This window comes from Pseudomonas sp. BS3782 TE3695, from assembly GCF_050435305.1.
Lineage (GTDB): Bacteria > Pseudomonadota > Gammaproteobacteria > Pseudomonadales > Pseudomonadaceae > Aquipseudomonas.
This window is the reverse complement of sequence record NZ_JBNDKB010000001.1, coordinates 5,292,112-5,318,004: the sequence shown is the minus strand read 5'-3', so window position 1 is coordinate 5,318,004 and position 25,893 is coordinate 5,292,112. Positions and strand designations below refer to the sequence as shown.

The window sequence follows — 25,893 nt, the reverse complement described above, 5'->3', positions numbered from 1 at the left end:
TAGGTGGAACCCGGGCACGAGCTGCGCACCGATGCTGATTGCCAAAGGCAGCGGCTTCCTGGTCCGAAGATTCGATAGATCGCGGCGGCTAACGAAATTCTGTTGCTGGAGTCGTCGGCGCTGGCGCGGTTAATCTACTAAATCCACGGAGCTGGAGCAGGAAATTCCGGGTGGTCTTTGCCTCGCCGTTGCCCAAGTACTGGCTTACGTCTACCGGATCCGCCAGTACTGAGGGCGGGTAAGGGTAAGCGGCCGGAGCCGCTCCAGAATGATCTGCCTATTCCGCCGGATTTGCTGCGGGACTAAAATTTTCGTCAATTAAAATAGACTTGTTAGCGTTTTAATGTTAGTCAGGTTTTTATTGAGAGGTTCTTATGATTAGGTTTTTAGTCCATGGTTTTGGTGGGTTTTTTAGTGAGTCTAAGGGAGTTACCCTAAGGTCCTTATGTAATTCTTTAGGGAAACGAAGTATTGATCCGTCATAGTTTTTTTTATTGGATATGAATTGAAATTCTTTCCCGGGTGTCATGTTGTGATAGTTTTTTACGTAAACGCCATAGATTGTCGGGGCATATTTGGGTTGTGCAAGCGAGATTGCAATATTAGAGGGGTTCGAGGATATATCTGTATAAGGGTAATTTTCCCAATGTCCCAGGCCGGACATCTTCATTTTTTGTGTGTATTTCGCGGCTGTTGTAATATCTGGTGATGCATAAAATTCTCCTTTGTGGAATGGGACGAGTGAGTGTTGATGATTTACGCCTTGCTTAAAGCTCTCAATAAACTCGCTTGTGGAGCCATGAAATCCTGCCAACACATAATCGTCCGAAGTAGGGGTTATTGTTTTAATTGAAGAGGATATAAGGGAGGGGCGTGGAATTTGTCCGGGGCGAGTTTCTTGAAGTGCCTTTATGAGGTTCTCGAAAAAAGTTTTGTAGTGGCCCGTAGGGTCGGTATTATTTATTGGGTCGTCGGAACAGTACGTATAACTATTCATCCCGCCCTTCCCAAACGGGCTCAAACTATCCGGACTATTGAACCGCATCAACACCGGATTAAACGCCCGATACCCATTCCCCAATAGATAGTGCCCAGTCACCGGATCCGGCCGTTCGCCATTAAACCCAAGCAGGCTGAGTAACCCGCTTGCAATGGGGCGGTGGCCATAGGGCGAATAAGCGATGGGCTGCGGTGGATGATTGACCTTCACCGTCTGCAACACCGAGCGTTGCTGGTCTGTGGCCAGCAGGGTGTTTTCCGTTGCATCCCCCTCGTTTCGTTGTTGCGCCAGCAACAGATCGCCATGCTGGACGACCGAGTAGCGCGTCGCGCCCTGTATCTCGGTGGCCAACTTGCTTTTGCAGTAAAAACGCTGGCGCTCGGACGTGTCTGAGGGGATGTGGCCAATCAGGCGGTCGAGCGGGTCGTAGCGGTAACGGCAGAGAACGGTTTTGTCCATTGCTGTCATGACCGGTTGCTCCGAAAGGTGGAAGAGCGGGAGCCCAGTATCGATGGCTGTGCGAGAGTTGGGTACTAACAGAACTGATAGGTTCGGTAGTCTTTGGAACGGGTGGGCAGTCTGGAACGCCGCAATCCCTGTGGGAGCGAGCTTGCTCGCGATAGCAGTGGGTCAGCCACCAAGTATGTTTGTTGTGCGGACGTCATCGCGAGCAAGCTCGCTCCCACAGGGTTCTCCGTTGTTTTGAAATTCAGCCTTTTCCTGAAACTGCACACGCTTGCTCCATACCCTCAATTCCCCTCCAGCCAAAAGTTGGAAGGCTTCTTGCAATAGCCGCCCCGAGCCTGCTTCAGGCGTCAAAAGTTTGCTTTAAAGGAACGGGGAATACCGGTGGATCGCTCTCAGTTAATCAACACTGCCCGCACAAACGTTGCCGACCTCAGTCGGGGCAATCTGGGCGTGCCGCTGTTGCTGCTGGTCATGCTGGCCATGATGATGTTGCCGGTGCCGCCGTTCCTGTTGGACGTGTTTTTCACCTTCAACATTGCCTTGTCCATTGTCGTGTTGCTGGTCTGCGTGTACGCCTTGCGACCGCTGGATTTTGCGGTGTTCCCGACCATTCTGCTGGTGGCGACGTTGCTGCGACTGGCGTTGAACGTGGCCTCGACGCGGGTGGTGATGCTCCACGGTCAGGATGGCCATGCCGCCGCCGGTAAGGTGATTCAGGCCTTCGGTGAGGTGGTGATCGGCGGTAACTACGTGGTTGGTATCGTGGTCTTCGCGATTTTGATGATTATCAACTTCGTCGTAGTGACCAAGGGCGCCGGACGGATTTCCGAGGTGAGCGCGCGTTTTACCCTTGATGCGATGCCCGGCAAACAAATGGCCATCGACGCCGACTTGAACGCCGGCCTGATCGACCAGAACCAGGCGAAACTGCGTCGGATGGAAGTGGCTCAGGAAGCCGAGTTCTACGGTTCGATGGACGGTGCCAGCAAGTTCGTGCGCGGCGACGCCATCGCCGGCCTGCTGATTCTGTTCATCAACCTGATCGGCGGCATGGCGGTCGGTATCTTCCAGCACGGCATGACCTTTGGCGATGCCGGTCGGGTGTATGCCTTGTTGACCATCGGTGACGGTTTGGTGGCGCAATTGCCATCACTGCTGTTGTCGACTGCCGCTGCGATCATGGTGACCCGTGCTTCCGGCTCGGAAGACATGGGCAAGCAGATCAATCGTCAAATGTTCGCCTCGCCGAAAGCCTTGGCAGTGGCCGCAGGTTTGATGGCGGTGATGGGCCTGGTGCCGGGCATGCCGCACTTCTCCTTTCTCAGCATGGCCGCGTTGGCGGCCGGCGGCGCTTACCTGTTCTGGAAGAAGCAGAACACGGTCAAGGTTCAGGCCCTGCAAGAGGTCAAGCGTCAGCAGGAACTGCTGCCATCACCATCCCGCGCCCAGGAAACCAAGGAGCTTGGCTGGGATGACGTGACCCCGATCGACATGATTGGCCTGGAAGTCGGCTACCGCCTGATCCCACTGGTGGATCGCAACCAGGGTGGTCAGTTGCTGGCACGGATCAAGGGTGTGCGTAAAAAGCTCTCCCAGGACCTGGGCTTCCTGATGCCGACGGTGCATATCCGTGACAACCTCGACCTGGCGCCAAGCGCCTACCGCCTGACCCTGATGGGGGTGATCCTGGCCGAAGCCGAGATTTACCCGGACCGCGAACTGGCGATCAACCCGGGACAGGTCTACGGCACGCTCAACGGCATTACCGCCAAAGATCCGGCTTTTGGTCTGGAGGCGGTCTGGATCGAAATCAGCCAACGTGCCCAGGCGCAATCCCTCGGTTACACCGTGGTCGATGCCAGTACGGTAGTGGCAACCCATTTGAACCAGATTCTATACAAGCACTCCAGCGAGCTGATTGGCCACGAAGAAGTCCAGCAACTCATGCAATTGCTGGCCAAAAGCTCACCGAAGCTGGCTGAAGAGCTGGTGCCGGGGGTGGTTTCGCTGTCGCAACTGCTCAAGGTCTTGCAAGCATTGCTGGCCGAACAGGTGCCGGTACGGGACATTCGCAGCATCGCCGAAGCCATCGCGAACAACGCCGCCAAGAGTCAAGATACTGCCGCTTTGGTGGCCGCGGTGCGCGTCGGCGTATCCCGTGCAATCGTGCAAAGCATTGTAGGCACTGAGTCGCAGCTGCCTGTGATCACCTTGGAGCCAAGGTTGGAACAAATATTGCTCAATAGTCTTCAGAAGGCAGGACAAGGCTCGGAAGAGGGCGTTCTGCTGGAGCCAAGCATGGCAGAGAAGCTGCAACGCTCATTGATCGAAGCGGCGCAGCGTCAAGAGATGCAAGGTCAGCCGGTGATTCTGCTGGTGGCCGGTCCGGTTCGCGCGATGCTCTCGCGATTCGGTCGGCTGGCAGTCCCGGGTTTGCATGTGTTGGCTTACCAGGAAATTCCTGACAACAAGCAAGTGACCATCGTTGCGACAGTAGGGCCCAACGGCTGAGGTAGTGGTTTATGCAAGTTAAGCGTTTTTTCGCCGCCGATATGCGTCAGGCCATGAAGCTGGTTCGTGATGAGCTGGGCGCTGATGCCGCCATCATTGGCAATCGCCGGATCGCCGGCGGTGTCGAGCTGACGGCTGCGCTGGATTACAAATTGTCGGCGCTGGCCCCGCGTGTTCCGAACATGGAACTCGAGGACGAGCTGCGCAAGACCCAGTCGCGGATCGTGACCGCCCAGGCCGAACTGAGCCTGCGTAGCGATGGCGAGAGCGACAACAGCACCAATCGCCAATTGTTCGCCGGCCTGCCGCTGACCGCCGCCGAGCCGCTGATCGAACCGACTTACGCTGAACCTCGTCGTGCTGCACCCGCCCCCGCGCCAGCCTCCGGCGCAGTTGACCCGCGAGCCTTCGATTCGATGCGTTTCGAGCTCAACAGCTTGCGTGAATTGATGGAAGTGCAACTCGGCTCGCTGGCCTGGAATCAGCTGCAAGGCAGCCGTCCGGCCCAGGCTAACCTCTGGCGTCGCCTGCAACGCATCGGTCTGTCCGGGCCGTTGTCGCGCGATCTGCTGGCACTGATTACCGATATTGATGAACCCCGTCAGGCCTGGCGCATGTTGCTCGCGCACTTGGCGCGGATGATCGCCACTCCGGAAGTCGAGCCGTTGGAAGAGGGTGGTGTGATTGCGATGGTTGGCCCGGCAGGCATGGGCAAGACCACCACGCTGGCCAAGCTCGCAGCGCGTTATGTGCTCAAGTACGGCGCGCAAAACATCGCGCTGGTGAGCATGGACAGCTATCGCATCGGCGCTCAGGAACAGCTCAAGACCCTGGGCCGCATCCTCAACGTGTCGGTCACCCACGTCGACCCGGGCCAATCGCTGGTGCAGGCGCTGGAGCCTTTGCTGCGCAAACGCGTGGTGCTGATCGATACCGCCGGCCTGCAAGCCAGCGACCCGGCACTGCGCATGCAGCTCGAAAGCCTGGCTGGACGGGGCATCAAATCAAAAAATTATCTGGTCTTGGCAACCACCAGCCAGAAACAGGTTCTAACCGCCGCTTATCACAGTTACAAACGTTGCGGCCTTGCCGGCTGCATCCTGACTAAACTGGATGAAACGGCAAGCTTGGGCGAGGTGTTGAGCCTGGCCATCAGTCATGAACTGCCGGTGGCTTACCTCACCGATGGCCCGCGGATCCCGGATGATTTGCATCTGCCGCGTCGTCATCAGTTGGTCAGCCGCGCCGTTAGCGTGCAAATGCAGGAAGAACCCAGCGAAGAAGCCATGGCTGACATGTTCGCTGATATTTACCACAGCCCGACCAAGCAGGTTGGCTGAGGTACTAATGAACAGTTTTTGTACCTACATCGATGGTCTGCCATGCATTGTTCAGTTGGTGAACGCGCAGCCAGTAATGTGGCCTCCGTCTAAGTAAGACAAGGTAAAGAAATAACATGGGCAGCATGCATCCCGTACAGGTGATCGCGGTGACCGGCGGCAAAGGTGGCGTCGGGAAGACTAACGTGTCAGTGAACTTGTCCCTGGCTCTAGCTGAGCTCGGCCGGCGCGTCATGCTGCTGGATGCCGATCTGGGACTGGCGAACGTCGACGTCCTGCTGGGACTGACACCCAAACGCACCTTGGCCGACGTGATCGAAGGCCGCTGTGAGCTGCGCGACGTACTGTTGCAAGGGCCCGGCGGCATCCGCATCGTCCCGGCGGCGTCCGGCACCCAGAGCATGGTTCATTTGAGCCCGGCCCAGCATGCCGGCCTGATCCAGGCTTTCAGCGACATTGGCGACAACCTCGACGTATTGGTGATCGACACCGCTGCGGGTATTGGTGACTCGGTAGTCAGTTTCGTTCGCGCAGCCCAGGAAGTGCTGCTGGTGGTGTGCGATGAACCGACCTCGATTACCGACGCCTACGCGCTGATCAAATTGTTGAATCGCGACTACGGCATGAACCGCTTCCGCGTCCTGGCCAACATGGCGCAGAGCCCGCAGGAAGGGCGCAATCTGTTCGCCAAGTTGACCAAGGTCACGGATCGTTTCCTCGACGTCGCCTTGCAATACGTCGGTGCCGTGCCTTACGACGAAAGCGTGCGCAAGGCCGTGCAGAAGCAGCGTGCTGTCTACGAAGCCTTCCCGCGTTCCAAGTGCGCCCTGGCGTTCAAGGCCATTGCACAAAAGGTCGATACCTGGCCACTGCCGGCCAACCCGCGTGGGCACCTGGAGTTTTTCGTCGAGCGCCTCGTGCAACAGACCGCAGGACCCGTCCTATGACAGCCAGTGGCTACAACCTCTACAAGAAGTCGGCACGTGACGCGCAGTACGAGCTGATCGAGCGTTACGCGCCACTGGTCAAACGCATTGCCTACCACTTGCTGGCGCGTCTGCCGGCCAGTGTCCAGGTCGAAGACCTGATCCAGGCCGGGATGATCGGCCTGCTTGAAGTATCAACCAAATACGACGCCAGCAAAGGCGCGAGCTTCGAGACGTACGCGGGCATTCGAATCCGCGGCGCGATGCTCGATGAAGTGCGCAAGGGGGACTGGGCACCACGTTCGGTTCACCGCAATACCCGCATGGTCAGCGACGCAATTCGCTCGATTGAAGCTAAAACCGGCCGTGACGCTAAAGATCACGAAGTTGCGGCCGAACTCCAATTGAGTCTCGACGATTATTACGGGATTTTGAACGACACCCTCGGTAGCCGGTTATTCAGTTTCGACGATCTGTTGCAGGACGGCGAACACGAAGGGCTGCACGAGGATGGCGCCAGTGCTCATCTCGAGCCGTCGCGCGATCTGGAAGATGAACGCTTCCAGGCGGCGCTGGCGGACGCGATTGCCAATTTGCCGGAGCGTGAGCGACTGGTGTTGGCGCTGTACTACGACGAAGAGTTGAATCTCAAGGAAATCGGTGAGGTCCTGGGGGTCAGCGAATCGCGGGTCAGCCAGTTACACAGCCAGTGCGCGGCCCGTTTGCGGGGGCGTTTGGGGGAGTGGCGAGCGCGCTGACAGGCAGTGTGGGGACACTGCGAACGAGGTGGGTACGGCATTTTGCTGCATCGGCCACGGCCCGTTGTAATCCATGCAACTGTTGAGTGTTACGCCGAATTGATTGAACGGCGCGTTCAGGTGCTGCGCGCGTTTTAAGACTGCTTGGAGGTCGAATTGGACAAGAATATGAAAATCCTCATCGTTGATGACTTCTCAACGATGCGGCGGATCATAAAAAACCTGTTGCGTGACCTTGGGTTCACCAACACGGTCGAGGCGGATGACGGTATTACCGCGATTCCGGTCCTCAACAGCGGGAGCATCGACTTTCTGGTGACGGACTGGAACATGCCCGGCATGACCGGTATCGATCTGCTGCGCCACGTGCGTGCCGATGAAAAACTCAAACACCTGCCGGTGTTGATGGTCACGGCCGAAGCCAAGCGCGAGCAAATCATCGAAGCCGCTCAGGCGGGCGTGAACGGCTATGTGGTCAAGCCATTCACGGCTCAAGCGTTGAAAGACAAGATTGAAAAGATCTTCGAACGCATCGGTTGATGTGCAAAGCCAGTCCGTCACGGGGGAGCTATGGGGCATAACGAATCTTCACAGGGCGATTTTGAATCGACCCTGAAAAAACACGCGGTCGAACTGGTCGAGAGCCTTGAAAAAGGCAGGTTCGGCGACGCTGTGCAACTGATCCATGAGCTCAACCAGACCCGTGACCGCGGCCTGTATCAGGAAGTGGGCAAGCTCACTCGCGAGCTGCATAGCGCGATCGTCAATTTCCAGATTGACCCGCACATGCCGCAAGCCGAGGAAGTGTCTCAGATCACGGATGCCACCGAGCGCCTGGGTTATGTGGTCAAGCTGACCGAGGCCGCGGCCAACCGCACCATGGACCTGGTGGAAAACGCCACGCCGCTGATCAACAGCCTGAGCGACGAAGCTCAGGCGCTGAGCACGGATTGGGGGCGGTTCATGCGTCGCGAAGTCGGGGCCGAAGAGTTCCGCGAGCTGGCCCGGCGGGTCGACGGTTTCCTGACCCGCAGCAGTGAAGACAACCGCGTCGTATCGAGCAACCTCAACGACATTCTGCTGGCCCAGGATTACCAGGACCTCACCGGTCAGGTGATCAAGCGCGTGACCCAGTTGGTCACCGAAGTTGAAAGCAACCTGCTCAAGCTCGTGCTCATGGCCAGTCAGGTCGACCGCTTTGCGGGTATCGAACATGACCGTGAAGCGATGCTGGCTGAAAAAGATCCGCAAAAACATCTCTCTCAGGGTGAAGGTCCGCAGATTCATGCCGATAAAAGAGAAGACGTTGTGTCCGGTCAGGACGATGTGGACGATTTGTTATCCAGCCTGGGATTCTAGAGTTTTAGCATTTTAGAGTTTTAGCGTTTCAGGTTTTTTAGGTTTTTAGACCTTTAGGAGCACCCCCCTTAATGAGCTTCGGCGCCGATGAAGAGATCCTTCAGGATTTCCTGGTTGAGGCCGGCGAGATTCTAGAGCAACTGTCCGAACAGCTGGTCGAGCTTGAAAGCCGACCGGATGATGCGGATTTGCTCAATGCAATTTTTCGCGGTTTTCACACTGTAAAAGGGGGCGCCGGCTTCCTCCAGCTCAACGAGCTGGTGGAGTGCTGTCACATCGCCGAGAACGTGTTCGACATCCTGCGCAAGGGTGAACGACGCGTCGACTCGGAACTGATGGACGTGGTTCTCGAGGCACTGGACGCGGTGAACGGCATGTTCAGCGAAGTCCGCGAACGCAGCCCGATCACGGCTGCCACTCCAGAATTGCTTGCAGCGTTGGCCCGTCTGGCCGAGCCGCAAACCGCCGATGAGTCGGCACCGGTCGCCGAGGTGGTGGAAGAACCTGCCGCTGAAGAATCGGGCGACATCACGGATAACGAATTCGAACAACTGCTGGACTCGCTGAATGCCGTCAAGGCTCAAGCCGAGGCTCCAGCGGCTGCGCCAGTGCCGACCAGCGATGCCTCGGCCAGCGACGAAATCACCGATGCCGAGTTCGAGTCGTTGCTCGATCAATTGCACGGCAAAGGCCAGTTCGCCCCCGATGCAGTGGTCGCGGCGCCCGCCGCACCGGCGGCCCCTAAAGCGGCAGGCGACAGCTCCGACATCACCGACGACGAGTTCGAAGCACTGCTTGACCAGTTGCACGGCAAAGGCAACTTTGCGGTCGATGCATTGGAGTCGGCGATTGCTTCGGCTCCGGCCCCGGCTGCGCCAACCGCTAAAGCGGCCGGCGACGATCTGATCTCCGATCACGAGTTCGAATCGCTGCTCGACGAATTGCATGGCAAAGGCAAGTTCACCGAGGTTGGCACTGGCGCAGTGGTTTCTGCTCCTGTCGCCAAGGCGCCAGCACCGGTTGCGAAACCTGTGGCCAAAGCGCCCGAGCCAAAAGCCGAAGCGCCGAAACCGGCCGCCGCTACTGCACCGGCACCTGCTCGTGCCCCGGCCGCACCGCCACCGGAAAAACCGGCCAGCGAAGCCGAGACCACTGTGCGGGTCGATACTGCGCGTCTTGACGAAATCATGAACATGGTCGGCGAGTTGGTACTGGTGCGTAACCGCCTGGTCCGCCTGGGCCTCAACAGCGGCGACGAAGCCATGTCCAAGGCCGTGTCGAACCTCGACGTGGTCACGGCCGACCTGCAAACCGCGGTCATGAAGACCCGGATGCAGCCGATCAAGAAAGTCTTCGGGCGTTTCCCGCGTCTGGTTCGCGACCTGGCTCGCCAGCTCAAGAAAGAGATCAACCTAGAGCTGGTCGGCGAAGAAACCGACCTCGACAAGAACCTCGTCGAGGCCCTGGCCGACCCGCTGGTCCACTTAGTGCGCAACTCGGTCGACCACGGTATTGAAGAGCCGGCTGAGCGCGAAGCGATGGGCAAGCCTCGCAGCGGCAAAGTGATCCTGTCCGCGGAACAGGAAGGCGACCACATCCTGCTGTCCATCTCCGATGATGGCAAAGGCATGGACGCCGATGTTCTGCGCGGTATCGCCGTGAAGAAAGGCCTGATGGACAAGGATGCGGCGGACCGTCTCAGCGAGACCGATTGCTTCAACCTGATCTTCGCCCCGGGCTTCTCGACCAAGACCGAGATATCCGACGTCTCCGGGCGCGGCGTGGGCATGGACGTGGTGAAAACCAAGATCGCCCAGCTCAACGGCACCATCAATATCTACTCGACCAAGGGCAAAGGCTCGAAGATCGTCATCAAGGTCCCGTTGACCCTGGCGATCATGCCGACGCTGATGGTCATGCTCGGCAACCAGGCGTTCGCGTTCCCGCTGGTGAACGTCAACGAGATCTTCCACCTCGACCTGTCGCGCACCAACGTGGTGGACGGCCAGGAAGTGGTGATCGTGCGGGACAAGGCGCTGCCGCTGTTCTACCTCAAGCGCTGGCTGGTCAGCTCCGCTGCTCACGAAGAGCAGCGCGAAGGCCATGTGGTGATCCTTTCGGTGGGCACTCAGCGGATCGGCTTCGTCGTCGATCAACTGGTGGGCCAGGAAGAAGTGGTCATCAAGCCATTGGGCAAAATGCTCCAGGGAACCCCGGGCATGTCCGGCGCCACCATCACCGGTGACGGCCGCATTGCACTGATTCTCGATGTTCCGAGCATGCTCAAGCGTTACGCCGCACGGCGTATTTGATTCTGCGGGAGCGGGGCGACTGAGCCTCGCCCCGTCTAACGGAGTGTTTATGGCAGTCAAAGTCCTGGTGGTGGACGATTCGGGGTTTTTCCGCCGCCGCGTCTCGGAAATTCTTTCAGCGGATTCCAATATCCAGGTCGTCGGTACGGCGACCAATGGCAAAGAGGCGATCGATCAGGCGCTGGCGCTCAAGCCAGACGTGATCACCATGGACTACGAGATGCCGATGATGGATGGCATCACGGCAGTGCGGCACATCATGCAGCGCTGCCCGACCCCGGTGTTGATGTTCTCCTCGCTGACTCACGAAGGCGCGCGGGTCACCCTCGATGCGCTGGACGCTGGCGCGGTGGACTTCCTGCCGAAGAATTTCGAAGACATCTCGCGTAACCCGGAGAAGGTCAAGCAACTGCTGTGCGAGAAAATTCTCAGCATCTCGCGCAGTAACCGTCGTGTCAGCGCCTACAGTGCCCCGGCTCCAGTGGCCGCACCAGCCCCGACGCCTGCGCCTTCGAGCGTCAGCAGCTACAGCAGCAGTGCGCCTGCGCGTGCGGCTCCGGCACCGATTCCGGCTCGCAGCCATGCAGCGACGCCGGCGTCGCCAGCGCCGAAACGCAAAGCCTACAAACTGGTCGCCATCGGTACTTCGACCGGTGGCCCGGTTGCCTTGCAACGGGTGCTGACACAGTTGCCGGGCAACTTCCCGGCACCGATCGTGTTGATCCAGCACATGCCGGCAGCCTTCACCAAGGCCTTCGCCGAGCGTCTGGACAAACTGTGCCGCATCAGTGTCAAGGAAGCCGAGGATGGCGACATCCTGCGTCCGGGCCTGGCGCTGCTGGCGCCGGGTGGCAAGCAGATGATGATCGACGGCCGTGGCGCGGTGAAAATCCTGCCGGGCGACGAGCGTCTGAACTACAAGCCTTGCGTGGACATCACCTTCGGTTCCGCGGCCAAATCCTACGGCGACAAAGTTCTGGCGGTGGTACTCACCGGTATGGGCGCCGACGGTCGCGAAGGCGCGCGTCTGCTCAAGCAGGGCGGCAGTGCGATCTGGGCTCAGGATGAAGCCAGTTGTGTGATCTACGGCATGCCCATGGCGATCGTCAAAGCCGAGCTCGCGGACGCGGTGTACAGCCTGGACGATATCGGCCGTCACCTGGTCGAGGCGTGTCTCTGATGGATGTACTCAGCCTTATCGGGATTATCATGGCGTTCGTCGCCATCATTGGCGGCAACTACCTTGAAGGCGGTCACCTCGGCGCGTTGGCCAACGGCCCGGCAGCGTTGATCGTACTCGGTGGGACCGTTGGCGCAGCGCTGCTGCAATCGCCGATGAGCGCCTTCAAGCGCGCCATGCAGATTCTCGCCTGGATTCTGTTTCCACCGCGCGTGGACCTGGCTGGCGGCATCGATCGCGTCGTGAACTGGAGCCTGACCGCCCGCAAGGAAGGTTTGCTCGGCCTGGAAGGTGTGGCCGATGCCGAACCCGACAGCTACTCGCGCAAAGGTCTGCAACTGCTGGTGGACGGCGCCGAGCCGGAAGCGATTCGCAGCATTCTGGAAGTGGATTTCTACACCCAGGAAAGCCGCGACATCGAAGCCGCCAAAGTCTTTGAAAGCATGGGCGGCTACGCGCCGACCATCGGCATCATCGGTGCGGTAATGGGCCTGATCCATGTCATGGGCAACCTGGCCGATCCGTCGCAACTGGGCAGCGGCATTGCCGTCGCGTTCGTCGCCACCATCTATGGCGTGGCCAGTGCCAACCTGATATTGCTGCCGGTTGCCGCCAAGCTCAAGTCCATCGCGTTGCGGCAGTCGCGTTATCGCGAGATGTTGCTGGAAGGCATTCTGTCGATCGCCGAAGGTGAGAACCCTCGCTCCATCGAGTTGAAGCTTCAGGGCTTCATGGATTAAGGGAATAACCTCATGGCTCGTCGTCGGCAACCTGAAGAACACGTAAACCATGAACGCTGGCTAGTTTCCTACGCCGACTTCATTACGTTGCTGTTCGCTTTCTTCGTGGTGATGTACTCGATTTCTTCGATCAACGAAGGCAAGTACAAGGTCATTTCCGAGGCGTTGATCGGGGTGTTTACCGACTCTGATCGCGCCCTCAAGCCGATCCCGATTGGTGACGAGCGACCGAAGACCGTGACCCCGGCCAAGCCGCTGGTCAAGGACAGCGAACAGATTGACGCCGGCATCGCCCAGGCTGCCAACGATCCGCTCAAAAGCATTGCCGATGACATCAGCGCGGCGTTCGGCGACTTGATCAGTTCCAACCAGATGACCGTGCGCGGCAATGAGTTGTGGGTCGAGATCGAGCTCAATTCCAGCTTGTTGTTCGGCAGTGGCGATGCCATGCCCAGCGACATCGCCTTCAACATTATCGATAAGGTCGCGGCGATCCTGCGGCCGTTCGACAATCCGATCCACGTCGAAGGCTTTACCGACGATCAGCCGATTCGCACCGCGCAATACCCGACCAACTGGGAGCTGTCCTCGGCCCGTTCGGCGAGCATCGTGCGCATGCTGGCGATGCAGGGTGTGAACCCCGGTCGTCTGGCGTCGGTGGGTTATGGCGAGTTCCAGCCGGTGGCCAATAACGCCACCGCCGAAGGCCGGGCGCGCAACCGTCGGGTGGTGTTGGTGGTTTCACGAAATCTCGATGTACGCCGCAGCCTCACGGGTACCGGAACGGCTCATGCACAACCGGATGCCGCGTTGAAGCGGGCTGGCACACAAACTGCACCAGCTGCGGTCAAGTCGCCGGGACGAGAGAGCTCCGTCAATTCTCCGTCACCCGCATTAATACGTTGAGCTATTTCTCGGTCGACCTTTTCGACCGGGAGGAACAATCCGAATGAGAGTCTGGGCAGTCGCCAATCAAAAGGGTGGTGTCGGTAAAACCACTTCCTCCATCGCTTTAGCCGGTTTGCTGGCCGAGGCGGGCAAGCGCGTGGTTGTGGTCGATCTCGACCCCCACGGCTCCATGACCAGCTACTTCGGTTACGACCCCGACAGCCTGGAACACAGCAGCTACGACTTGTTTCTGCACAAGGGCAATGTGCCGCAAGGCTTGCCCGGTCAGTTGCTGATGCCCACCAGTGACGAACGCATTTCCCTGTTGCCATCGAGCACCGCGCTGGCAACCCTCGAGCGCCAGTCGCCGGGCCAGAGTGGTTTGGGCCTGGTGATCGCCAAGAGCCTGGCGCAGTTGTGGCAGGACTTCGATTACGCCGTGATCGACAGCCCGCCGTTGCTCGGTGTGCTGATGGTCAATGCCTTGGCGGCGAGCCAGCAGTTGGTGATTCCGGTGCAGACCGAACACTTGGCGGTCAAAGGCCTGGAACGCATGGTCAACACCCTGGCGATGATCAACCGCTCGCGCAAACAGCCGCTGCCGTTCAGCATCGTGCCGACCCTGTTCGACCGCCGCACCCAGGCGTCCCTCGGCACCCTTCGCGTGCTGCGCGACAAATATCCGGAAGAAATCTGGCAAGGCTACATCCCGATCGACACCCGCTTGCGTGATGCGAGCCGGGCAGGGCTGACGCCTTCGCAATTCGACGGCAAGAGCCGTGGCGTTCTCGCTTACCGCGCACTGCTCAAGCACCTGTTGGCCGCACAACTTGTCCCGCAGGTGGCTTGAGATGAACTCAATCCCTGTAGGAGCTGCCGCAGGCTGCGATCTTTTGATCTCGCTTTGTGACATCTTCGAATCCGCCAAACGATCGCAGCCTGCGGCAGCTCCTACGATGGTGGGCGCATGACTCGTCCGGTGAAGATCACCTCGCGTCCGCAACTGGCCCTCCAGTCTTATCTGGACAGCTTGCTGCAAGACGCGACCGAAGAGTTGTCGCCAGAAGTCGAGGCGCTGCCCGAGGTTGTCGAGGTTATCGAGGTTGAAGCCGCGCTGGATGAGTTCCAGGCTGCCGTGCTTGAAGAGCAGGCCCGCGATGCGCAGAAACCGGCCGTGGCCGCTGCACCCATCGTTGCGCCAGTGGTGAAAGCACCGGTGGCCGTGATCGACGCGCCGGCACCGATTCTGGCGCCCGTGTCGACGATTGCACCCCTGCTGCAAGCATTGGTGCCGCCGTTGGTTGAAGTTCATCTGCCACCCGGCAACACGCCGCCACCGGTGGAAACCGACGGTCGTCCGTCATGGGCTGCCGAGCCGTTCGAGTGCCTGTTGTTCGACGTCGCCGGATTGACCCTGGCAGTGCCACTGGTATGCCTGGGCTCGATTTATTCTTTGGCCGGTCACGAGCTGACACCGTTGTTCGGTCAGCCGGAATGGTTCCTCGGGATCCTGCCGAGCCAGGCCGGCAACCTCAAAGTGCTGGACACCGCGCGCTGGGTCATGCCGGACCGCTATCGCGATGATTTCCGCCAGGGCCTGCAATACGTTATTTCGGTTCAGGGCTACGAGTGGGGGCTGGCGGTGCATCAGGTCAGCCGCTCATTGCGCCTGGACCCGAACGAAATCAAATGGAGAAGTCACCGAGGTCAGCGGCCATGGCTCGCCGGCACAGTGATTGAGCACATGTGTGCGCTGCTGGACGTTTCTGCCCTGGCCGAGTTGATCGCCAGCGGTGGGGCAAAGCACATGAGCGGCAGCAAGCCACTTCACAAACCGACATAGCTGCCGACATAACAAGTATGCGACGGCATTGTTGAATGCTGCCTACAGAACACACACCGCCAGAAGCGGTTTTTCGAGGGGTCAGGGTATGAGTAGTCAAGCGACGAATGCAAAAGGTTCTGAAGATCCGATCCTGCAATGGGTAACCTTCAAACTGGACAACGAAACCTACGGCATCAACGTGATGCGCGTTCAGGAAGTCCTGCGCTACACCGAAATTGCCCCGGTCCCGGGTGCTCCGAGCTACGTGCTGGGCATCATCAACCTGCGCGGTAACGTGGTCACCGTGATCGACACCCGTCAGCGCTTCGGTCTGATGAATGCCGAGATCAGCGACAACACCCGTATCGTCATCATCGAAGCCGACAAGCAAGTGGTCGGGATCATGGTCGACAGCGTGGCGGAAGTGGTTTACCTGCGTCAGTCGGAAATCGAGACCGCGCCGAACGTCGGTAACGAAGAGTCCGCCAAGTTCATTCAAGGCGTGTGCAACAAGAACAACGAACTGCTGATCCTGGTCGAGCTGGACAAGATGATGAGCGAAGAAGAATGGTCGGAACTGGAGAATATCTGATTGATTCTTGAGGTGGCTGTCATTGTCCTGTTCCTTTTATGGGCAGGCACGCTGGCGATGTTCCTGGCATACATCCGCGCTCAGCGACAGATCGCCGCGCAACAGGCCGAGGGCGATGCGCTGCGCGATCAGCGCATCAAGGATTTGGCCAAACGCGTCGACGACTACCAGAACGGCAACGTGCGCATGGGTGAAGACCTGCACGAACTGCGCGCCGTCGTCGGCCCGTTGCCGGACAAACTGGCGCAGCTGGAGCAGCGTGATCCGTCGAGTCTTTCATTCGCCCAGGCGGCACGCTTGGTGGGGATGGGCGCGAGCGTCAGTGAGCTGACGCAGTCCTGCGGGTTGACCCAGGCTGAGGCGGAGTTGATGAGTAAGTTGCACAAGAACTGAGAAGATCAAAAGATCGCAGCCTCGTTGCACTCGACAGCTCCTACAGAGCGTACACCGCCCCAATGTAGGAGTTGTCGAGTGCAACGAGGCTGCGATCTTTTTGCATTCAACACATCAGTAATCATCCCCGCGATCAGCCACATCCTTCACGACCATCACCGCATGCGGATCATGACCCTGTGGAAACTTACCCTTCAAATTCCACGCAAACGCAATGATCTCGGCAATCGTGCGATACAACTCCTGCGGAATACTCTCCCCCAATTCCATCCGCGCCAGCAATCTCACCAACTCGGCGTTTTCATAGATCGGCACTTCGTAATCACGGGCGATCCGCAGAATTTCTTCCGCTAATTCCTCGTCACCTTTGGCCGTGAGGGTAGGGGCGTGAGTGCCGTCGTATTTGAGGGCGATGGCCTGGCGCGGTGCGGTGGATTGGTTCATGCGGTTTCGTCGACCCAGCGTTGTTCGAGGCGGGTTTGGGGGCCCTGAGGCGGTGTGCCGAGGTGGCAATCCAGATCGCCGACGTTCAGGCCTGAGGCCAGCAGCCGTTCGCGCAGCCCGGCCAGATTGCTTTCGATCAGGCTGGCGGTGTAAGGCCGTTCGGCCCATAGCTGACTGGAGAGGCTGCCTTTGATCAGCTGCGCCTGAATCTGCAATGGCCCCAGCGGTTCCATGTCGAACGCCAGATCGACTCGCCACAATTGTTGCTTGGGTTCGTGTTCGTCGCGGCGTTCGTGCGGTTGTTCTTTCTCAGGTGCTTCTTCGCGCTGGAATTTGACCTGCAATGGCACGATGTCCTGCAGGTTGCGCATGGGGATTTCCAGTTGCCAGGTGCTGAGCAGCCGACCGTCGTCAGTGAGGCCGGTCTGTTCCAGGCTCGACAGTTGATGGCTTTGCAGGCGTGAAACGGCCGCTGCTGCCAAACGCAGCAAGTGCTCCAAATCGTTTTCACCGTCCTGACTTTGCAGCAGACGCTCCGGGAGCGGGAAACTGGTCGGCAATGGTTTGGCGCTGACTTGCCCCAACATGCCGAGGGCGCTTCGCACGAAGCTGGGCAGCGCTTGCGCCAGTGTATTGGCGGCGATGATCGCGTTGAGATTGGTATTGGCCGGCAATCCCTGCGTCAGTTGCGCGATCAGCTTGAGCAGGTCGCCCTTCATGTCTGGTGTCAGCGTCGGGTTTTGTCCGGTCAGCAGTTTCGCTTCAAGGAACAGACCGCTGTTGGCCAGCGCCTGGGCCAGACCTTTGGGTGTACTCAATTGCTGAACGTCCGGCAGGCCGGCGAGCAATTTGTCCACGGCGGCGCGCAGGTCGCTGGAGGTCTGATCCGATGGCGGCAGGTTTTGCAGGACTTTGAGCAAGCCATCCAAAGAGCCCTGGCGACTTTTCTGGCTGACCAATTGCTGCGTCACCGCCAACTGTTCCTGCCGGCTGCTCAACGGGACGAACTTCAGGGTCTGGGTGTCTTGCACCAAGGCGCTCAGCAAGGTGCCGATGCGCAGTGGCGTCGGGCTGTCGATGCTCAGCGTGCTGCCACTCAGCGCGGTATTGAGCAGGCTCACCATTGAGCGAAACACCGTCGGCTGACCCGGCACCTGCGGCATCACCTGAGAGGTCAGCACTTTGCCTTGCAGCAAGGTGCCGACCGGTAGTTGCGTCGTGTCAATGCGGGTGAGTGTCGCGACGCTGGAAGTGATGGCCTGTTGCACCGTGACCGCCAGGTTGCCCGCCGATGGCTGGGTAATCGCCAGGCTGGTGCCTTGGGGCAACGGCTGAGTACTGGTGGCCTGGACCGTGGTCTGGCGACCGCTGTCGAGGGTGACCTTGAGCAACAGTTGAAAGGTCTGATCCATCTGCTTGAGCGATAGCACTTCGGCCTTGGCAGTCTGACCGGCGCTGATCAGGCCCTCCATCGGCGTCAGCAGCTTGAGTAGGTCACCACTCACCACCAGCGGCCGCGAAGTCGCGGGTGTGGTCGGCGGCAGCGGGAGGATGTTCATTTCGCCTGTCATACGCGGTCACAACCTGAGGAAAATGCACTCTTTAGAGTAGGGCATGGCATGTATAATGCCGCCCGTCTTCGGGGAGTGGCGAAAACATTGCATTTGTTTGACCTGGCTCTCTAGAACAAGCCGCCAATGCATCTATGCTGCATCTCTTTAGCGGCCGCCCTGCCGCCGACTTGAACCGCAAAAGGCCCGTGATCTCTTGACCAGTCCTGTCCTGCAAACCGTTGCCCTTGCCTGTGAGCGAGACCTTCGGCTGCTCTTCGAAAATCTCGAATTGAGACTGGCCAGTGGCGAAATGGTACAGATCAGCGGCCCCAACGGCAGCGGCAAGACCAGTCTTTTACGTCTGCTTTGCGGTTTGATGCACCCGACTGCCGGGCAGGTGCTGCTCAACGGCTTGCCACTGAACGAACAGCGCAGCGAACTGGCGCGCAACCTGTTGTGGATTGGCCATGCCGCCGGCATCAAGGACCTGCTGACCCCCGAGGAAAACCTCAGTTGGCTCTGCGCCTTGCATCAACCGGCCTCCCATGAGGCGATCTGGCAGGCGCTGTCGGCGGTGGGGCTGCGTGGTTTCGAGGATGTTCCGTGCCATACCCTGTCTGCCGGCCAGCAACGCCGCGTCGCGTTGGCACGGTTGTATCTGGACAGCCCGTCGCTTTGGATCCTCGATGAACCGTTCACCGCGCTCGACAAACAAGGCGTGGCGCAACTCGAAGAACACCTGGCGTCGCACTGCGAGCGGGGGGGCATGGTGGTTCTCACCACTCACCACACGTTAACCCGGATGCCTGCCGGCTATCGTGACATTGATTTGGGGAACTGGGCCGTATGAGTGTTTTCGGCCTGTTGGTCGCCCGCGAGGCACGTTTGCTGTTCCGCCGTCCTGCCGAATTGGCGAATCCGCTGGTGTTCTTCGCCATCGTGGTCTCTTTGTTCCCGTTGGCGGTCGGCGCCGGGCCTCAATTGTTGCAAACCTTGTCCCCGGGGCTGGTCTGGGTGGCGGCGCTTTTATCGGTCTTGCTCTCGCTGGACGGGCTCTTTCGCAGTGATTTCGAAGACGGATCGCTTGAGCAGTGGGTCCTTTCGCCGCACCCCCTGCCTATTCTGGTTTTGGCCAAGGTGCTGGCACACTGGGCGTTTTCCGGCCTGGCGCTGGTTTTGCTCGCACCCTTGCTGGCGTTGATGCTTGGTTTGCCTGCCGCCTGTCTGCCGGTGTTGCTGCTTTCTTTATTGCTCGGTACACCGGTGCTGAGCCTGCTCGGTGCGGTGGGCGCGGCGTTGACGGTAGGATTGAAGCGCGGTGGCCTGTTATTGGCGCTGCTGATTCTGCCGCTGTACATCCCGGTGTTGATTCTCGGCAGTGGCGCCTTGCAGGCGGCATTGCAGGGCATGCCGGCGACCGGTTATCTCTTGTGGCTTGGTAGCCTGACCGCCCTGGCGATAACCCTGACACCTTTTGCAATAGCTGCTGGCCTGAAGATCAGCGTCGGCGAATAATAATGAGGCCCTGGTCAAAAGTTGATCACTTCTTTTGATGAAAGGCAGGACCCTTGGCTCTTCAAAGCGAAGAGCACCCGTGATGGAAACAGCAATGAACTGGACCTGGTTTCATAAGCTCGGCTCGCCCAAATGGTTTTACGGCATCAGTGGCAAACTGCTGCCGTGGCTGAGCGTCGCGGCGTTGCTGCTGATCAGCATCGGCGTGGTTTGGGGGTTGGCCTTCGCGCCGCCGGACTATCAGCAAGGCAACAGCTTTCGCATCATCTATATCCACGTTCCCGCCGCCATGCTGGCGCAGTCCATCTATGTGATGCTGGCCGTGTGCGGCATCGTCGGGCTGGTCTGGAAGATGAAACTGGCCGACGTCGCCCTGCAATGCGCCGCGCCGATTGGTGCCTGGATGACTGCCGTGGCGCTGGTCACCGGCGCGATCTGGGGCAAACCGACCTGGGGTTCGTGGTGGGTCTGGGATGCGCGACTTACGTCCATGCTTATTCTGCTGTTTCTGTACTTCGGTCTTATTGCGCTGGGCAACGCCATCAGCAATCGTGACAGTGCGGCCAAGGCCTGCGCGGTGCTGGCAATCGTCGGCGTGATCAACATCCCGATCATTAAATACTCGGTGGAGTGGTGGAACACCCTGCACCAGGGCGCGACCTTCACCCTCACCGAAAAACCGGCGATGCCCGCCGAGATGTGGCTTCCGCTGCTGCTGTCGGCGCTGGGTTTCTACTGTTTCTTCGGCGCGGTGCTGTTGCTGCGCATGCGCCTTGAAGTGCTCAAGCGCGAAGCCCGGGCGAGCTGGGTGAAAACCGAAGTGCAGAACAGTCTGGAGGCCGCTCGATGAGTTTCGCTTCATTCGGCGACTTTCTCGCCATGGGCCATCACGGCCTGTATGTCTGGTCAGCCTATGGCATAAGCCTGGCGGTGCTGGCCCTCAACGTGGCGGCGCCGATCCTGGCCCGCAAGCGGTATCTGCAACAAGAGGCGCGTCGTCTGCGCCGGGAGAACGGCAAGTGAATCCGCTGCGTAAAAAGCGTCTTATCATCATCCTCGCGATTCTGGTCGGTGTCGGCGCTGCCGTTGGCCTGGCCCTGAGCGCCCTTCAGCAGAACATCAATCTGTTTTACACCCCGACCCAGATCGCCAACGGCGAAGCCCCGCAAGACACGCGCATCCGTGCGGGCGGCATGGTCGAGGCGGGTTCGCTGCAACGTTCCGGCGATTCCCTGGACGTGAAATTCATCGTCACCGACTTCAACAAATCCGTGACCATCAGCTACCGCGGCATCCTCCCGGACCTGTTCCGCGAAGGGCAGGGCATCGTCGCCCTCGGCAAGCTCAACGCTGATGGCGTGGTGGTGGCTGATGAAGTGCTGGCCAAGCACGACGAGAAGTACATGCCGCCGGAAGTGACCAAGGCGCTGAAAGACAGTGGTCAATCCGCCCCCACACCCGCGAAGGAGGGTTGATCGATGACTTCCGGCATCTTTATCCCCGAACTCGGCCATTTGGCCATGATCCTGGCGCTGTGTTTCGCGCTGGTTCAAGCCGTGGTGCCGTTGCTCGGTGCCTGGCGTGGCGACCGTCTGTGGATGAGCCTGGCTCAGCCCGCAGCATGGGGGCAGTTCGCGTTTTTGCTGTTCGCTTTCGGTTGCCTGACTTACGCGTTCATGGCGGACGACTTCTCCGTCGCTTACGTGGCCAGCAACTCCAACAGCGCCTTGCCGTGGTACTACAAATTCAGCGCGGTCTGGGGCGCTCACGAAGGTTCGTTGCTGCTGTGGGCATTGATCCTCGGCGGCTGGACCTTCGCGGTGTCGGTGTTCTCCCGGCAGTTGCCGCAGGTGATGCTCGCTCGCGTATTGGCCGTGATGGGCATGATCAGCACCGGTTTTCTGCTGTTTCTGATCATGACCTCCAACCCGTTCAAGCGCATCCTGCCGCAGATGCCGACGGATGGCCGCGACCTCAATCCACTGCTGCAAGACATCGGCCTGATCGTTCACCCACCGATGTTGTACATGGGGTACGTCGGTTTCTCCGTGGCTTTCGCTTTCGCTATTGCCGCACTGCTGGGCGGTCGTCTTGATGCGGCGTGGGCGCGCTGGTCCCGTCCGTGGACCATCGTCGCCTGGGCCTTCCTCGGTATCGGTATCACCCTCGGTTCATGGTGGGCGTACTACGAACTCGGCTGGGGCGGCTGGTGGTTCTGGGACCCGGTGGAGAACGCATCCTTCATGCCTTGGCTGGTGGGCACGGCGCTGATTCACTCGTTGGCGGTCACGGAAAAACGTGGCGTGTTCAAGAGCTGGACCGTGTTGCTGGCGATCGCCGCGTTCTCATTGAGTTTGCTCGGGACTTTCCTGGTACGTTCCGGCGTGCTGACGTCGGTTCACGCCTTTGCCTCCGATCCTGAGCGCGGTGTGTTCATCCTGATCTTCCTGCTGTTTGTGGTCGGTGGTTCGCTGACGTTGTTCGCCCTGCGCGCGCCGGTGGTCAAGAGCCACGTCGGCTTCAACCTCTGGTCCCGGGAAACCCTATTGCTGGGCAATAACCTGGTGCTGGTGGTGGCCGCTTCGATGATCCTGCTGGGCACCTTGTATCCGCTGATCCTCGACGCGATGACCGGCGCCAAACTGTCGGTCGGCCCGCCGTACTTCAACGCGCTGTTCATTCCGTTGATGGCGATACTGATGGTGGTGATGGCGGTCGGCATGCTGGTGCGCTGGAAAGACACGCCGGTCAAATGGCTGATAAGCATGTTGACCCCGGTGTTGCTCGGCAGCGCTGCGCTGGCCGTGGTGGCGGGTGTCGCTTACGGCGATTTCAACTGGGCGGTGCTGGCGACGTTCATGCTGGCTGCCTGGGTGTTGCTGGCCGGTGTGCGGGATATCTTCGACAAAACGCGTCACAAGGGTTTGATCAAAGGTCTGCCGACCCTTACCCGCAGCTATTGGGGCATGCAGATCGCGCATTTGGGCATTGCCGTGTGCGCGCTGGGTGTCGTGTTGTCGAGCCAGAACAGTGCCGAGCGCGATCTGCGCCTAGCGCCGGGTGAGTCCATGAGCCTGGCCGGTTATCAGTTTGTGTTCGAAGGCGCCAAGCACTTCGAAGGGCCGAATTTTACCTCCGACAAGGGCACCGTGCGGGTGATCCGCGATGGCAAGGTCATCAGTGTGTTGCACCCGGAAAAACGCCTCTATACCGTGCAGAATTCGGTGATGACCGAAGCCGGGATCGACGCCGGTTTTACCCGTGACCTTTACGTCGCGCTGGGCGAGCCGCTGGGCGAGGGGGCTTGGGCGGTTCGGGTACACGTCAAACCGTTTGTGCGCTGGATCTGGTTTGGCGGGTTGCTCACAGGTTTCGGCGGTTTGCTGGCGGCGCTGGATCGCCGTTATCGGGTCAAGGTGAAGAGCCGCGTGCGTGAAGCACTCGGCATGACGGGAGCCACCGCATGAGACGTTGGTTGATGCTGTTGCCACTGGCGATTTTTCTGGTGGTTGCTGTTTTTCTGTATCGGGGTCTGTACCTGAACCCGGCCGAGCTGCCTTCGGCGATGATCAACAAACCGTTCCCGGAGTTTTCGCTGCCCTCGGTGCAGGGTGACAAAACCCTGACTAAAGCGGATCTTCTGGGTAAACCGGCACTGGTCAACGTCTGGGGCACCTGGTGCATTTCCTGCCGGGTCGAGCACCCGGTGCTGAATAAATTGGCGCAGCAAGGCGTGGTGATCTACGGCGTCAACTACAAGGACGTCAACGCCGATGCCTTGAAGTGGTTGGCCGAGTTCCATAACCCGTATCAACTGGACATCCGTGACGATGCCGGCACCCTGGGCCTGAACCTCGGCGTATACGGCGCACCGGAAACTTTCTTCATCGACGCCAAGGGCATCATCCGCGACAAATTCGTCGGCGTGATCGACGAACAAGTCTGGCGCGAAAAACTGGCCGCCAAGTATCAGGCGCTGGTTGACGAGGCCAAGCCATGAAGCGCTGGATTGCCGCCGCGGTGCTGGGTTTGAGCATGGCCGGTATGGCCCATGCGGCCATCGACACTTACGAGTTCGCCAAAGAAGGCGACCGTGAGCGTTTTCGCGAGCTGACCAAAGAGCTGCGTTGCCCCAAGTGCCAGAATCAGGACATCGCCGATTCCAATGCCCCGATCGCTGCCGACCTGCGCAAAGAGATTTTTCGCATGCTCGGCGAGGGCAAGGACAATCAGCAAATCATCGATTTCATGGTCGACCGCTACGGTGATTTCGTCCGTTACAAACCTGCCCTCAACGCCAAAACCGCACTGCTCTGGTTTGGCCCCGCCGGCCTGCTGCTGGGCGGTTTTGTGATCATCGCCGTGATCGTCCGTCGTCGTCGCGTGCAACGCACGGATAGCCCGGACACGCTTTCTGCCGAGGAGCGCGAGCGCCTCGACCACCTGTTGGATAAAACCAAGAATGATTGATTTCTGGCTCGCTGCAGGCCTGCTGCTCCTGGTTGCCCTGAGTTTTCTGCTGATCCCCGTTCTGCGGGGGCGCCGCGCTCAGCTGGAAGAAGACCGTACGGCGCTGAACGTCGCGCTTTATCAGGAGCGCGTGGCTGAGTTGCAGACTCAGCAGGAAGAGGGCGTGCTCAACGCCGAACAAATGGACACCGGCCGCGCCGAAGCTGCCCGTGAACTGCTCGCTGACACCGAAGGCCTCGAGGCGCCGCGGGTGTCGCGTCTGGGCAAGCCGTTGCCATTGCTGGCGGCGATTCTGGTGCCGGTGCTGGGCCTTGGGCTGTACCTGCATTTCGGCGCCAGCGACAAAGTCGAGCTGACCCGCGAATTCGCCCAGGCTCCGCAGTCGATGAAAGAGATGACCCGTCGACTGGAGCGTGCGGTCGCCGCCCAACCGGACTCGGCCGAGGGCCTGTACTTTCTCGGCCGTACCTACATGGCTCAGGACCGTCCGGGCGATGCGGCGAAGATCTTCGAACGCACCGTGGCGTTGGCCGGGCGGCAGCCGGAACTGCTCGGGCAGTGGGCCCAGGCGCAATACTTTGCCGACGGCAAGAAGTGGTCGGACAAGGTCCAGGCCTTGACCGACGAAGCGCTGAAAGCTGATCCGAAAGAAGTCACCAGCCTCGGTCTGCTGGGCATCGCGGCCTTCGAAGGCGAGCGTTATCAGGACGCCATCGACTACTGGAATCGCCTGCTGACGCAACTGCCGCCGGATGATAAATCCCGCGTCGCGCTGCAAGGCGGCATTACTCGGGCCGCCGAGAAGCTGGAAGCCAGCGGTGGCAAGGTTGCCCAAGCGCCTGCAGTCAAAACTGCAGCGCTGCTCAAAGTGCAAGTCGAACTTTCGCCAGAGCTGAAAGCCAAAGTCCAGCCGGGTGACAGCGTGTTCATCTTCGCCCGCGCCATTTCCGGCCCACCCGCGCCGCTGGCCGCCAAGCGTCTGACCGTCGCCGACTTGCCGGCAACCGTCGAGCTGGGTGATGCCGACGCCATGATGCCGCAGTTGAAACTGTCGAACTTCCCTGAAGTCCAACTGGTTGCGCGCATCTCCCGCGCCGGCCAACCGACTGCCGGCGAATGGATCGGTCGTAGCCAACCCTTGGCCACCAGCACCACCGCGCAACAAAAACTGATCATCGACAGCCCGGATAAATAACAGGAAGCACCACCATGACCGCCATCGCTCGTATCACTCTCCTCAGTATGGTTTTGGGGTTAAGCGCCTGTGCGGTCCAGCAGCCCGAGCCCACACGGCTGCCGCCAATCCCGCCTTCGGGTCCAAGCACCAAACCGCCTCCAACGACGACACCGAGCAAACCGAGCATCCCGGTCAAACCGTCCAAGCCGATTCCACGCACTTCCGCCAGCTTCGCCCCCCCACCGGGTGGCAACAGCCATTGGGACGCGAAACTCGGTGTTTACGTGCTCGATGATCAAACCAACACCTTCTACCGCCAGCGCACCTACTACCGCTGGAACAACGGCTGGAGCCGCTCGATCAGCCCGAACGGGCCATGGGAAGAGACGGACATCCATGGCGTGCCGGGTGGGTTAGGCAGAAAATTCGGGCAGTGAATGGA

The 25,893-nt window shown here is 59.6% G+C and carries 27 protein-coding genes and 1 pseudogene; 25 read left to right on the top strand and 3 right to left on the bottom strand.

Going from position 1 to position 25,893, the window contains the following annotated elements; all coding sequences use genetic code 11:
- Positions 1 to 19 precede the first annotated feature (19 nt).
- Positions 20 to 306 (top strand): annotated as a pseudogene (locus ABH909_RS23965) (EscU/YscU/HrcU family type III secretion system export apparatus switch protein); the annotation flags it as partial.
- Positions 307 to 358: 52 nt separating this feature from the next.
- Here ABH909_RS23965 and ABH909_RS23960 read toward each other — a convergent pair.
- Positions 359 to 1,468, bottom strand: coding sequence for an RHS repeat-associated core domain-containing protein (locus ABH909_RS23960; protein ID WP_429437826.1), 1,110 nt, complete (start codon positions 1,466 to 1,468; stop codon positions 359 to 361).
- Between the two features lie 381 nt (positions 1,469 to 1,849).
- On the opposite strand from ABH909_RS23960, the gene flhA reads away from it, so the two are divergent.
- The 14 genes from flhA (at position 1,850) to ABH909_RS23890 (ending at position 16,292) form a co-directional block, all read left to right on the top strand.
- Positions 1,850 to 3,979, top strand: a complete 2,130-nt coding sequence (flhA, locus tag ABH909_RS23955; RefSeq protein ID WP_429437824.1) for a flagellar biosynthesis protein FlhA — start codon at positions 1,850 to 1,852, stop codon at positions 3,977 to 3,979.
- A gap of 11 nt (positions 3,980 to 3,990) precedes the next feature.
- Positions 3,991 to 5,319, top strand: a complete 1,329-nt coding sequence (gene flhF / locus ABH909_RS23950) for a flagellar biosynthesis protein FlhF (protein ID WP_429437822.1) — start codon at positions 3,991 to 3,993, stop codon at positions 5,317 to 5,319.
- A gap of 116 nt (positions 5,320 to 5,435) precedes the next feature.
- Entirely contained in the window at positions 5,436 to 6,266 is an 831-nt protein-coding gene (fleN, locus tag ABH909_RS23945) for a flagellar synthesis regulator FleN (protein ID WP_003222917.1), read from the top strand.
- Entirely contained in the window at positions 6,263 to 7,003 is a 741-nt protein-coding gene (gene fliA, locus ABH909_RS23940) for an RNA polymerase sigma factor FliA (protein WP_007894214.1), read from the top strand. The genes fleN and fliA overlap by 4 nt, the downstream gene beginning before the upstream one ends.
- A 168-nt stretch (positions 7,004 to 7,171) precedes the next feature.
- Entirely contained in the window at positions 7,172 to 7,543 is a 372-nt protein-coding gene (locus tag ABH909_RS23935; RefSeq protein WP_008072643.1) for a chemotaxis response regulator CheY, read from the top strand.
- 30 nt (positions 7,544 to 7,573) lie between these two features.
- Complete coding sequence (locus ABH909_RS23930) at positions 7,574 to 8,362, top strand: protein phosphatase CheZ (RefSeq protein ID WP_429437819.1); 789 nt, start codon at positions 7,574 to 7,576, stop codon at positions 8,360 to 8,362.
- A gap of 71 nt (positions 8,363 to 8,433) precedes the next feature.
- On the top strand, positions 8,434 to 10,674 hold the full coding sequence (locus ABH909_RS23925) for a chemotaxis protein CheA (RefSeq protein ID WP_429437817.1): 2,241 nt from the start codon (positions 8,434 to 8,436) through the stop codon (positions 10,672 to 10,674).
- A 49-nt stretch (positions 10,675 to 10,723) separates the two neighbouring features.
- The gene (locus ABH909_RS23920) at positions 10,724 to 11,854 is read left to right on the top strand and encodes a protein-glutamate methylesterase/protein-glutamine glutaminase (protein ID WP_429437815.1); all 1,131 of its coding nucleotides are present in this window, start codon (positions 10,724 to 10,726) and stop codon (positions 11,852 to 11,854) included.
- A complete protein-coding gene (locus ABH909_RS23915; RefSeq protein WP_008072647.1) occupies positions 11,854 to 12,594 on the top strand; it encodes a flagellar motor protein in 741 nt (246 codons plus the stop codon). The genes ABH909_RS23920 and ABH909_RS23915 overlap by 1 nt, the downstream gene beginning before the upstream one ends.
- A 12-nt stretch (positions 12,595 to 12,606) precedes the next feature.
- Positions 12,607 to 13,500 (top strand): flagellar motor protein MotD, encoded by an 894-nt coding sequence (gene motD, locus ABH909_RS23910; protein ID WP_183680002.1) that lies wholly within the window; start codon positions 12,607 to 12,609, stop codon positions 13,498 to 13,500.
- A gap of 43 nt (positions 13,501 to 13,543) precedes the next feature.
- On the top strand, positions 13,544 to 14,332 hold the full coding sequence (locus ABH909_RS23905) for a ParA family protein (RefSeq protein WP_429437812.1): 789 nt from the start codon (positions 13,544 to 13,546) through the stop codon (positions 14,330 to 14,332).
- Positions 14,333 to 14,449: 117 nt separating this feature from the next.
- Positions 14,450 to 15,325, top strand: a complete 876-nt coding sequence (locus ABH909_RS23900; RefSeq protein WP_429437810.1) for a CheW domain-containing protein — start codon at positions 14,450 to 14,452, stop codon at positions 15,323 to 15,325.
- An 88-nt stretch (positions 15,326 to 15,413) separates the two neighbouring features.
- A complete protein-coding gene (locus ABH909_RS23895; RefSeq protein WP_429437807.1) occupies positions 15,414 to 15,899 on the top strand; it encodes a chemotaxis protein CheW in 486 nt (161 codons plus the stop codon).
- Positions 15,900 to 16,292 (top strand): DUF2802 domain-containing protein, encoded by a 393-nt coding sequence (locus ABH909_RS23890; protein ID WP_218394194.1) that lies wholly within the window; start codon positions 15,900 to 15,902, stop codon positions 16,290 to 16,292. It begins immediately after the preceding gene.
- Between the two features lie 114 nt (positions 16,293 to 16,406).
- On the opposite strand, the gene ABH909_RS23885 is transcribed toward ABH909_RS23890, so the two are convergent.
- Together ABH909_RS23885 and ABH909_RS23880 are read right to left on the bottom strand one after the other, a co-directional pair.
- Positions 16,407 to 16,736 carry an EscU/YscU/HrcU family type III secretion system export apparatus switch protein gene (locus ABH909_RS23885; protein ID WP_429437804.1) on the bottom strand — a complete coding sequence of 110 codons (330 nt, stop codon included), beginning with the start codon at positions 16,734 to 16,736 and terminating at the stop codon, positions 16,407 to 16,409.
- Positions 16,733 to 18,307 (bottom strand): flagellar hook-length control protein FliK, encoded by a 1,575-nt coding sequence (locus ABH909_RS23880; RefSeq protein WP_429437802.1) that lies wholly within the window; start codon positions 18,305 to 18,307, stop codon positions 16,733 to 16,735. Before ABH909_RS23880 ends, ABH909_RS23885 begins: the two co-directional genes overlap by 4 nt.
- Positions 18,308 to 18,503: 196 nt before the next feature.
- On the opposite strand from ABH909_RS23880, the gene ccmA reads away from it, so the two are divergent.
- The 10 genes from ccmA to ABH909_RS23830 all read left to right on the top strand — a co-directional run bounded on the left by ccmA (position 18,504) and on the right by ABH909_RS23830 (position 25,888).
- Positions 18,504 to 19,139 (top strand): cytochrome c biogenesis heme-transporting ATPase CcmA, encoded by a 636-nt coding sequence (gene ccmA / locus ABH909_RS23875; RefSeq protein WP_429437799.1) that lies wholly within the window; start codon positions 18,504 to 18,506, stop codon positions 19,137 to 19,139.
- Positions 19,136 to 19,804, top strand: coding sequence for a heme exporter protein CcmB (ccmB, locus tag ABH909_RS23870; protein WP_008072659.1), 669 nt, complete (start codon positions 19,136 to 19,138; stop codon positions 19,802 to 19,804). The genes ccmA and ccmB overlap by 4 nt, the downstream gene beginning before the upstream one ends.
- A 94-nt stretch (positions 19,805 to 19,898) precedes the next feature.
- Positions 19,899 to 20,654, top strand: a complete 756-nt coding sequence (locus ABH909_RS23865) for a heme ABC transporter permease (protein WP_192345730.1) — start codon at positions 19,899 to 19,901, stop codon at positions 20,652 to 20,654.
- Entirely contained in the window at positions 20,651 to 20,827 is a 177-nt protein-coding gene (ccmD, locus tag ABH909_RS23860) for a heme exporter protein CcmD (protein ID WP_007894243.1), read from the top strand. Before ABH909_RS23865 ends, ccmD begins: the two co-directional genes overlap by 4 nt.
- On the top strand, positions 20,824 to 21,279 hold the full coding sequence (ccmE, locus tag ABH909_RS23855) for a cytochrome c maturation protein CcmE (RefSeq protein WP_237882946.1): 456 nt from the start codon (positions 20,824 to 20,826) through the stop codon (positions 21,277 to 21,279). Before ccmD ends, ccmE begins: the two co-directional genes overlap by 4 nt.
- A gap of 3 nt (positions 21,280 to 21,282) precedes the next feature.
- The gene (locus ABH909_RS23850) at positions 21,283 to 23,271 is read left to right on the top strand and encodes a heme lyase CcmF/NrfE family subunit (protein WP_429437795.1); all 1,989 of its coding nucleotides are present in this window, start codon (positions 21,283 to 21,285) and stop codon (positions 23,269 to 23,271) included.
- Entirely contained in the window at positions 23,268 to 23,804 is a 537-nt protein-coding gene (locus ABH909_RS23845) for a DsbE family thiol:disulfide interchange protein (RefSeq protein ID WP_008073023.1), read from the top strand. Before ABH909_RS23850 ends, ABH909_RS23845 begins: the two co-directional genes overlap by 4 nt.
- On the top strand, positions 23,801 to 24,274 hold the full coding sequence (locus ABH909_RS23840; protein WP_429437793.1) for a cytochrome c-type biogenesis protein: 474 nt from the start codon (positions 23,801 to 23,803) through the stop codon (positions 24,272 to 24,274). Before ABH909_RS23845 ends, ABH909_RS23840 begins: the two co-directional genes overlap by 4 nt.
- Positions 24,267 to 25,469, top strand: a complete 1,203-nt coding sequence (ccmI, locus tag ABH909_RS23835; RefSeq protein WP_429437790.1) for a c-type cytochrome biogenesis protein CcmI — start codon at positions 24,267 to 24,269, stop codon at positions 25,467 to 25,469. The genes ABH909_RS23840 and ccmI overlap by 8 nt, the downstream gene beginning before the upstream one ends.
- A 14-nt stretch (positions 25,470 to 25,483) precedes the next feature.
- Complete coding sequence (locus ABH909_RS23830; RefSeq protein WP_123496081.1) at positions 25,484 to 25,888, top strand: hypothetical protein; 405 nt, start codon at positions 25,484 to 25,486, stop codon at positions 25,886 to 25,888.
- Positions 25,889 to 25,893: the final 5 nt, after the last annotated feature.

Coding starts and splice junctions, on each gene's coding strand:
- motD (WP_183680002.1), top strand. CDS start 12,607: ATGGCTCGTCGTCGGCAACCTGAAGAACACGTAAACCATGAACGCTGG.
- ABH909_RS23920 (WP_429437815.1), top strand. CDS start 10,724: ATGGCAGTCAAAGTCCTGGTGGTGGACGATTCGGGGTTTTTCCGCCGC.
- ABH909_RS23850 (WP_429437795.1), top strand. CDS start 21,283: ATGACTTCCGGCATCTTTATCCCCGAACTCGGCCATTTGGCCATGATC.
- ABH909_RS23925 (WP_429437817.1), top strand. CDS start 8,434: ATGAGCTTCGGCGCCGATGAAGAGATCCTTCAGGATTTCCTGGTTGAG.
- ABH909_RS23880 (WP_429437802.1), bottom strand. CDS start 18,307: ATGACAGGCGAAATGAACATCCTCCCGCTGCCGCCGACCACACCCGCG.
- ABH909_RS23960 (WP_429437826.1), bottom strand. CDS start 1,468: ATGACAGCAATGGACAAAACCGTTCTCTGCCGTTACCGCTACGACCCG.
- ABH909_RS23935 (WP_008072643.1), top strand. CDS start 7,172: ATGAAAATCCTCATCGTTGATGACTTCTCAACGATGCGGCGGATCATA.
- ABH909_RS23930 (WP_429437819.1), top strand. CDS start 7,574: ATGGGGCATAACGAATCTTCACAGGGCGATTTTGAATCGACCCTGAAA.
- ABH909_RS23840 (WP_429437793.1), top strand. CDS start 23,801: ATGAAGCGCTGGATTGCCGCCGCGGTGCTGGGTTTGAGCATGGCCGGT.
- ABH909_RS23830 (WP_123496081.1), top strand. CDS start 25,484: ATGACCGCCATCGCTCGTATCACTCTCCTCAGTATGGTTTTGGGGTTA.
- fleN (WP_003222917.1), top strand. CDS start 5,436: ATGGGCAGCATGCATCCCGTACAGGTGATCGCGGTGACCGGCGGCAAA.
- ABH909_RS23900 (WP_429437810.1), top strand. CDS start 14,450: ATGACTCGTCCGGTGAAGATCACCTCGCGTCCGCAACTGGCCCTCCAG.
- ABH909_RS23905 (WP_429437812.1), top strand. CDS start 13,544: ATGAGAGTCTGGGCAGTCGCCAATCAAAAGGGTGGTGTCGGTAAAACC.
- ABH909_RS23915 (WP_008072647.1), top strand. CDS start 11,854: ATGGATGTACTCAGCCTTATCGGGATTATCATGGCGTTCGTCGCCATC.
- ABH909_RS23865 (WP_192345730.1), top strand. CDS start 19,899: ATGAACTGGACCTGGTTTCATAAGCTCGGCTCGCCCAAATGGTTTTAC.
- ccmB (WP_008072659.1), top strand. CDS start 19,136: ATGAGTGTTTTCGGCCTGTTGGTCGCCCGCGAGGCACGTTTGCTGTTC.
- fliA (WP_007894214.1), top strand. CDS start 6,263: ATGACAGCCAGTGGCTACAACCTCTACAAGAAGTCGGCACGTGACGCG.
- ccmI (WP_429437790.1), top strand. CDS start 24,267: ATGATTGATTTCTGGCTCGCTGCAGGCCTGCTGCTCCTGGTTGCCCTG.
- ABH909_RS23885 (WP_429437804.1), bottom strand. CDS start 16,736: ATGAACCAATCCACCGCACCGCGCCAGGCCATCGCCCTCAAATACGAC.
- ABH909_RS23895 (WP_429437807.1), top strand. CDS start 15,414: ATGAGTAGTCAAGCGACGAATGCAAAAGGTTCTGAAGATCCGATCCTG.
- ABH909_RS23845 (WP_008073023.1), top strand. CDS start 23,268: ATGAGACGTTGGTTGATGCTGTTGCCACTGGCGATTTTTCTGGTGGTT.
- flhF (WP_429437822.1), top strand. CDS start 3,991: ATGCAAGTTAAGCGTTTTTTCGCCGCCGATATGCGTCAGGCCATGAAG.
- ccmD (WP_007894243.1), top strand. CDS start 20,651: ATGAGTTTCGCTTCATTCGGCGACTTTCTCGCCATGGGCCATCACGGC.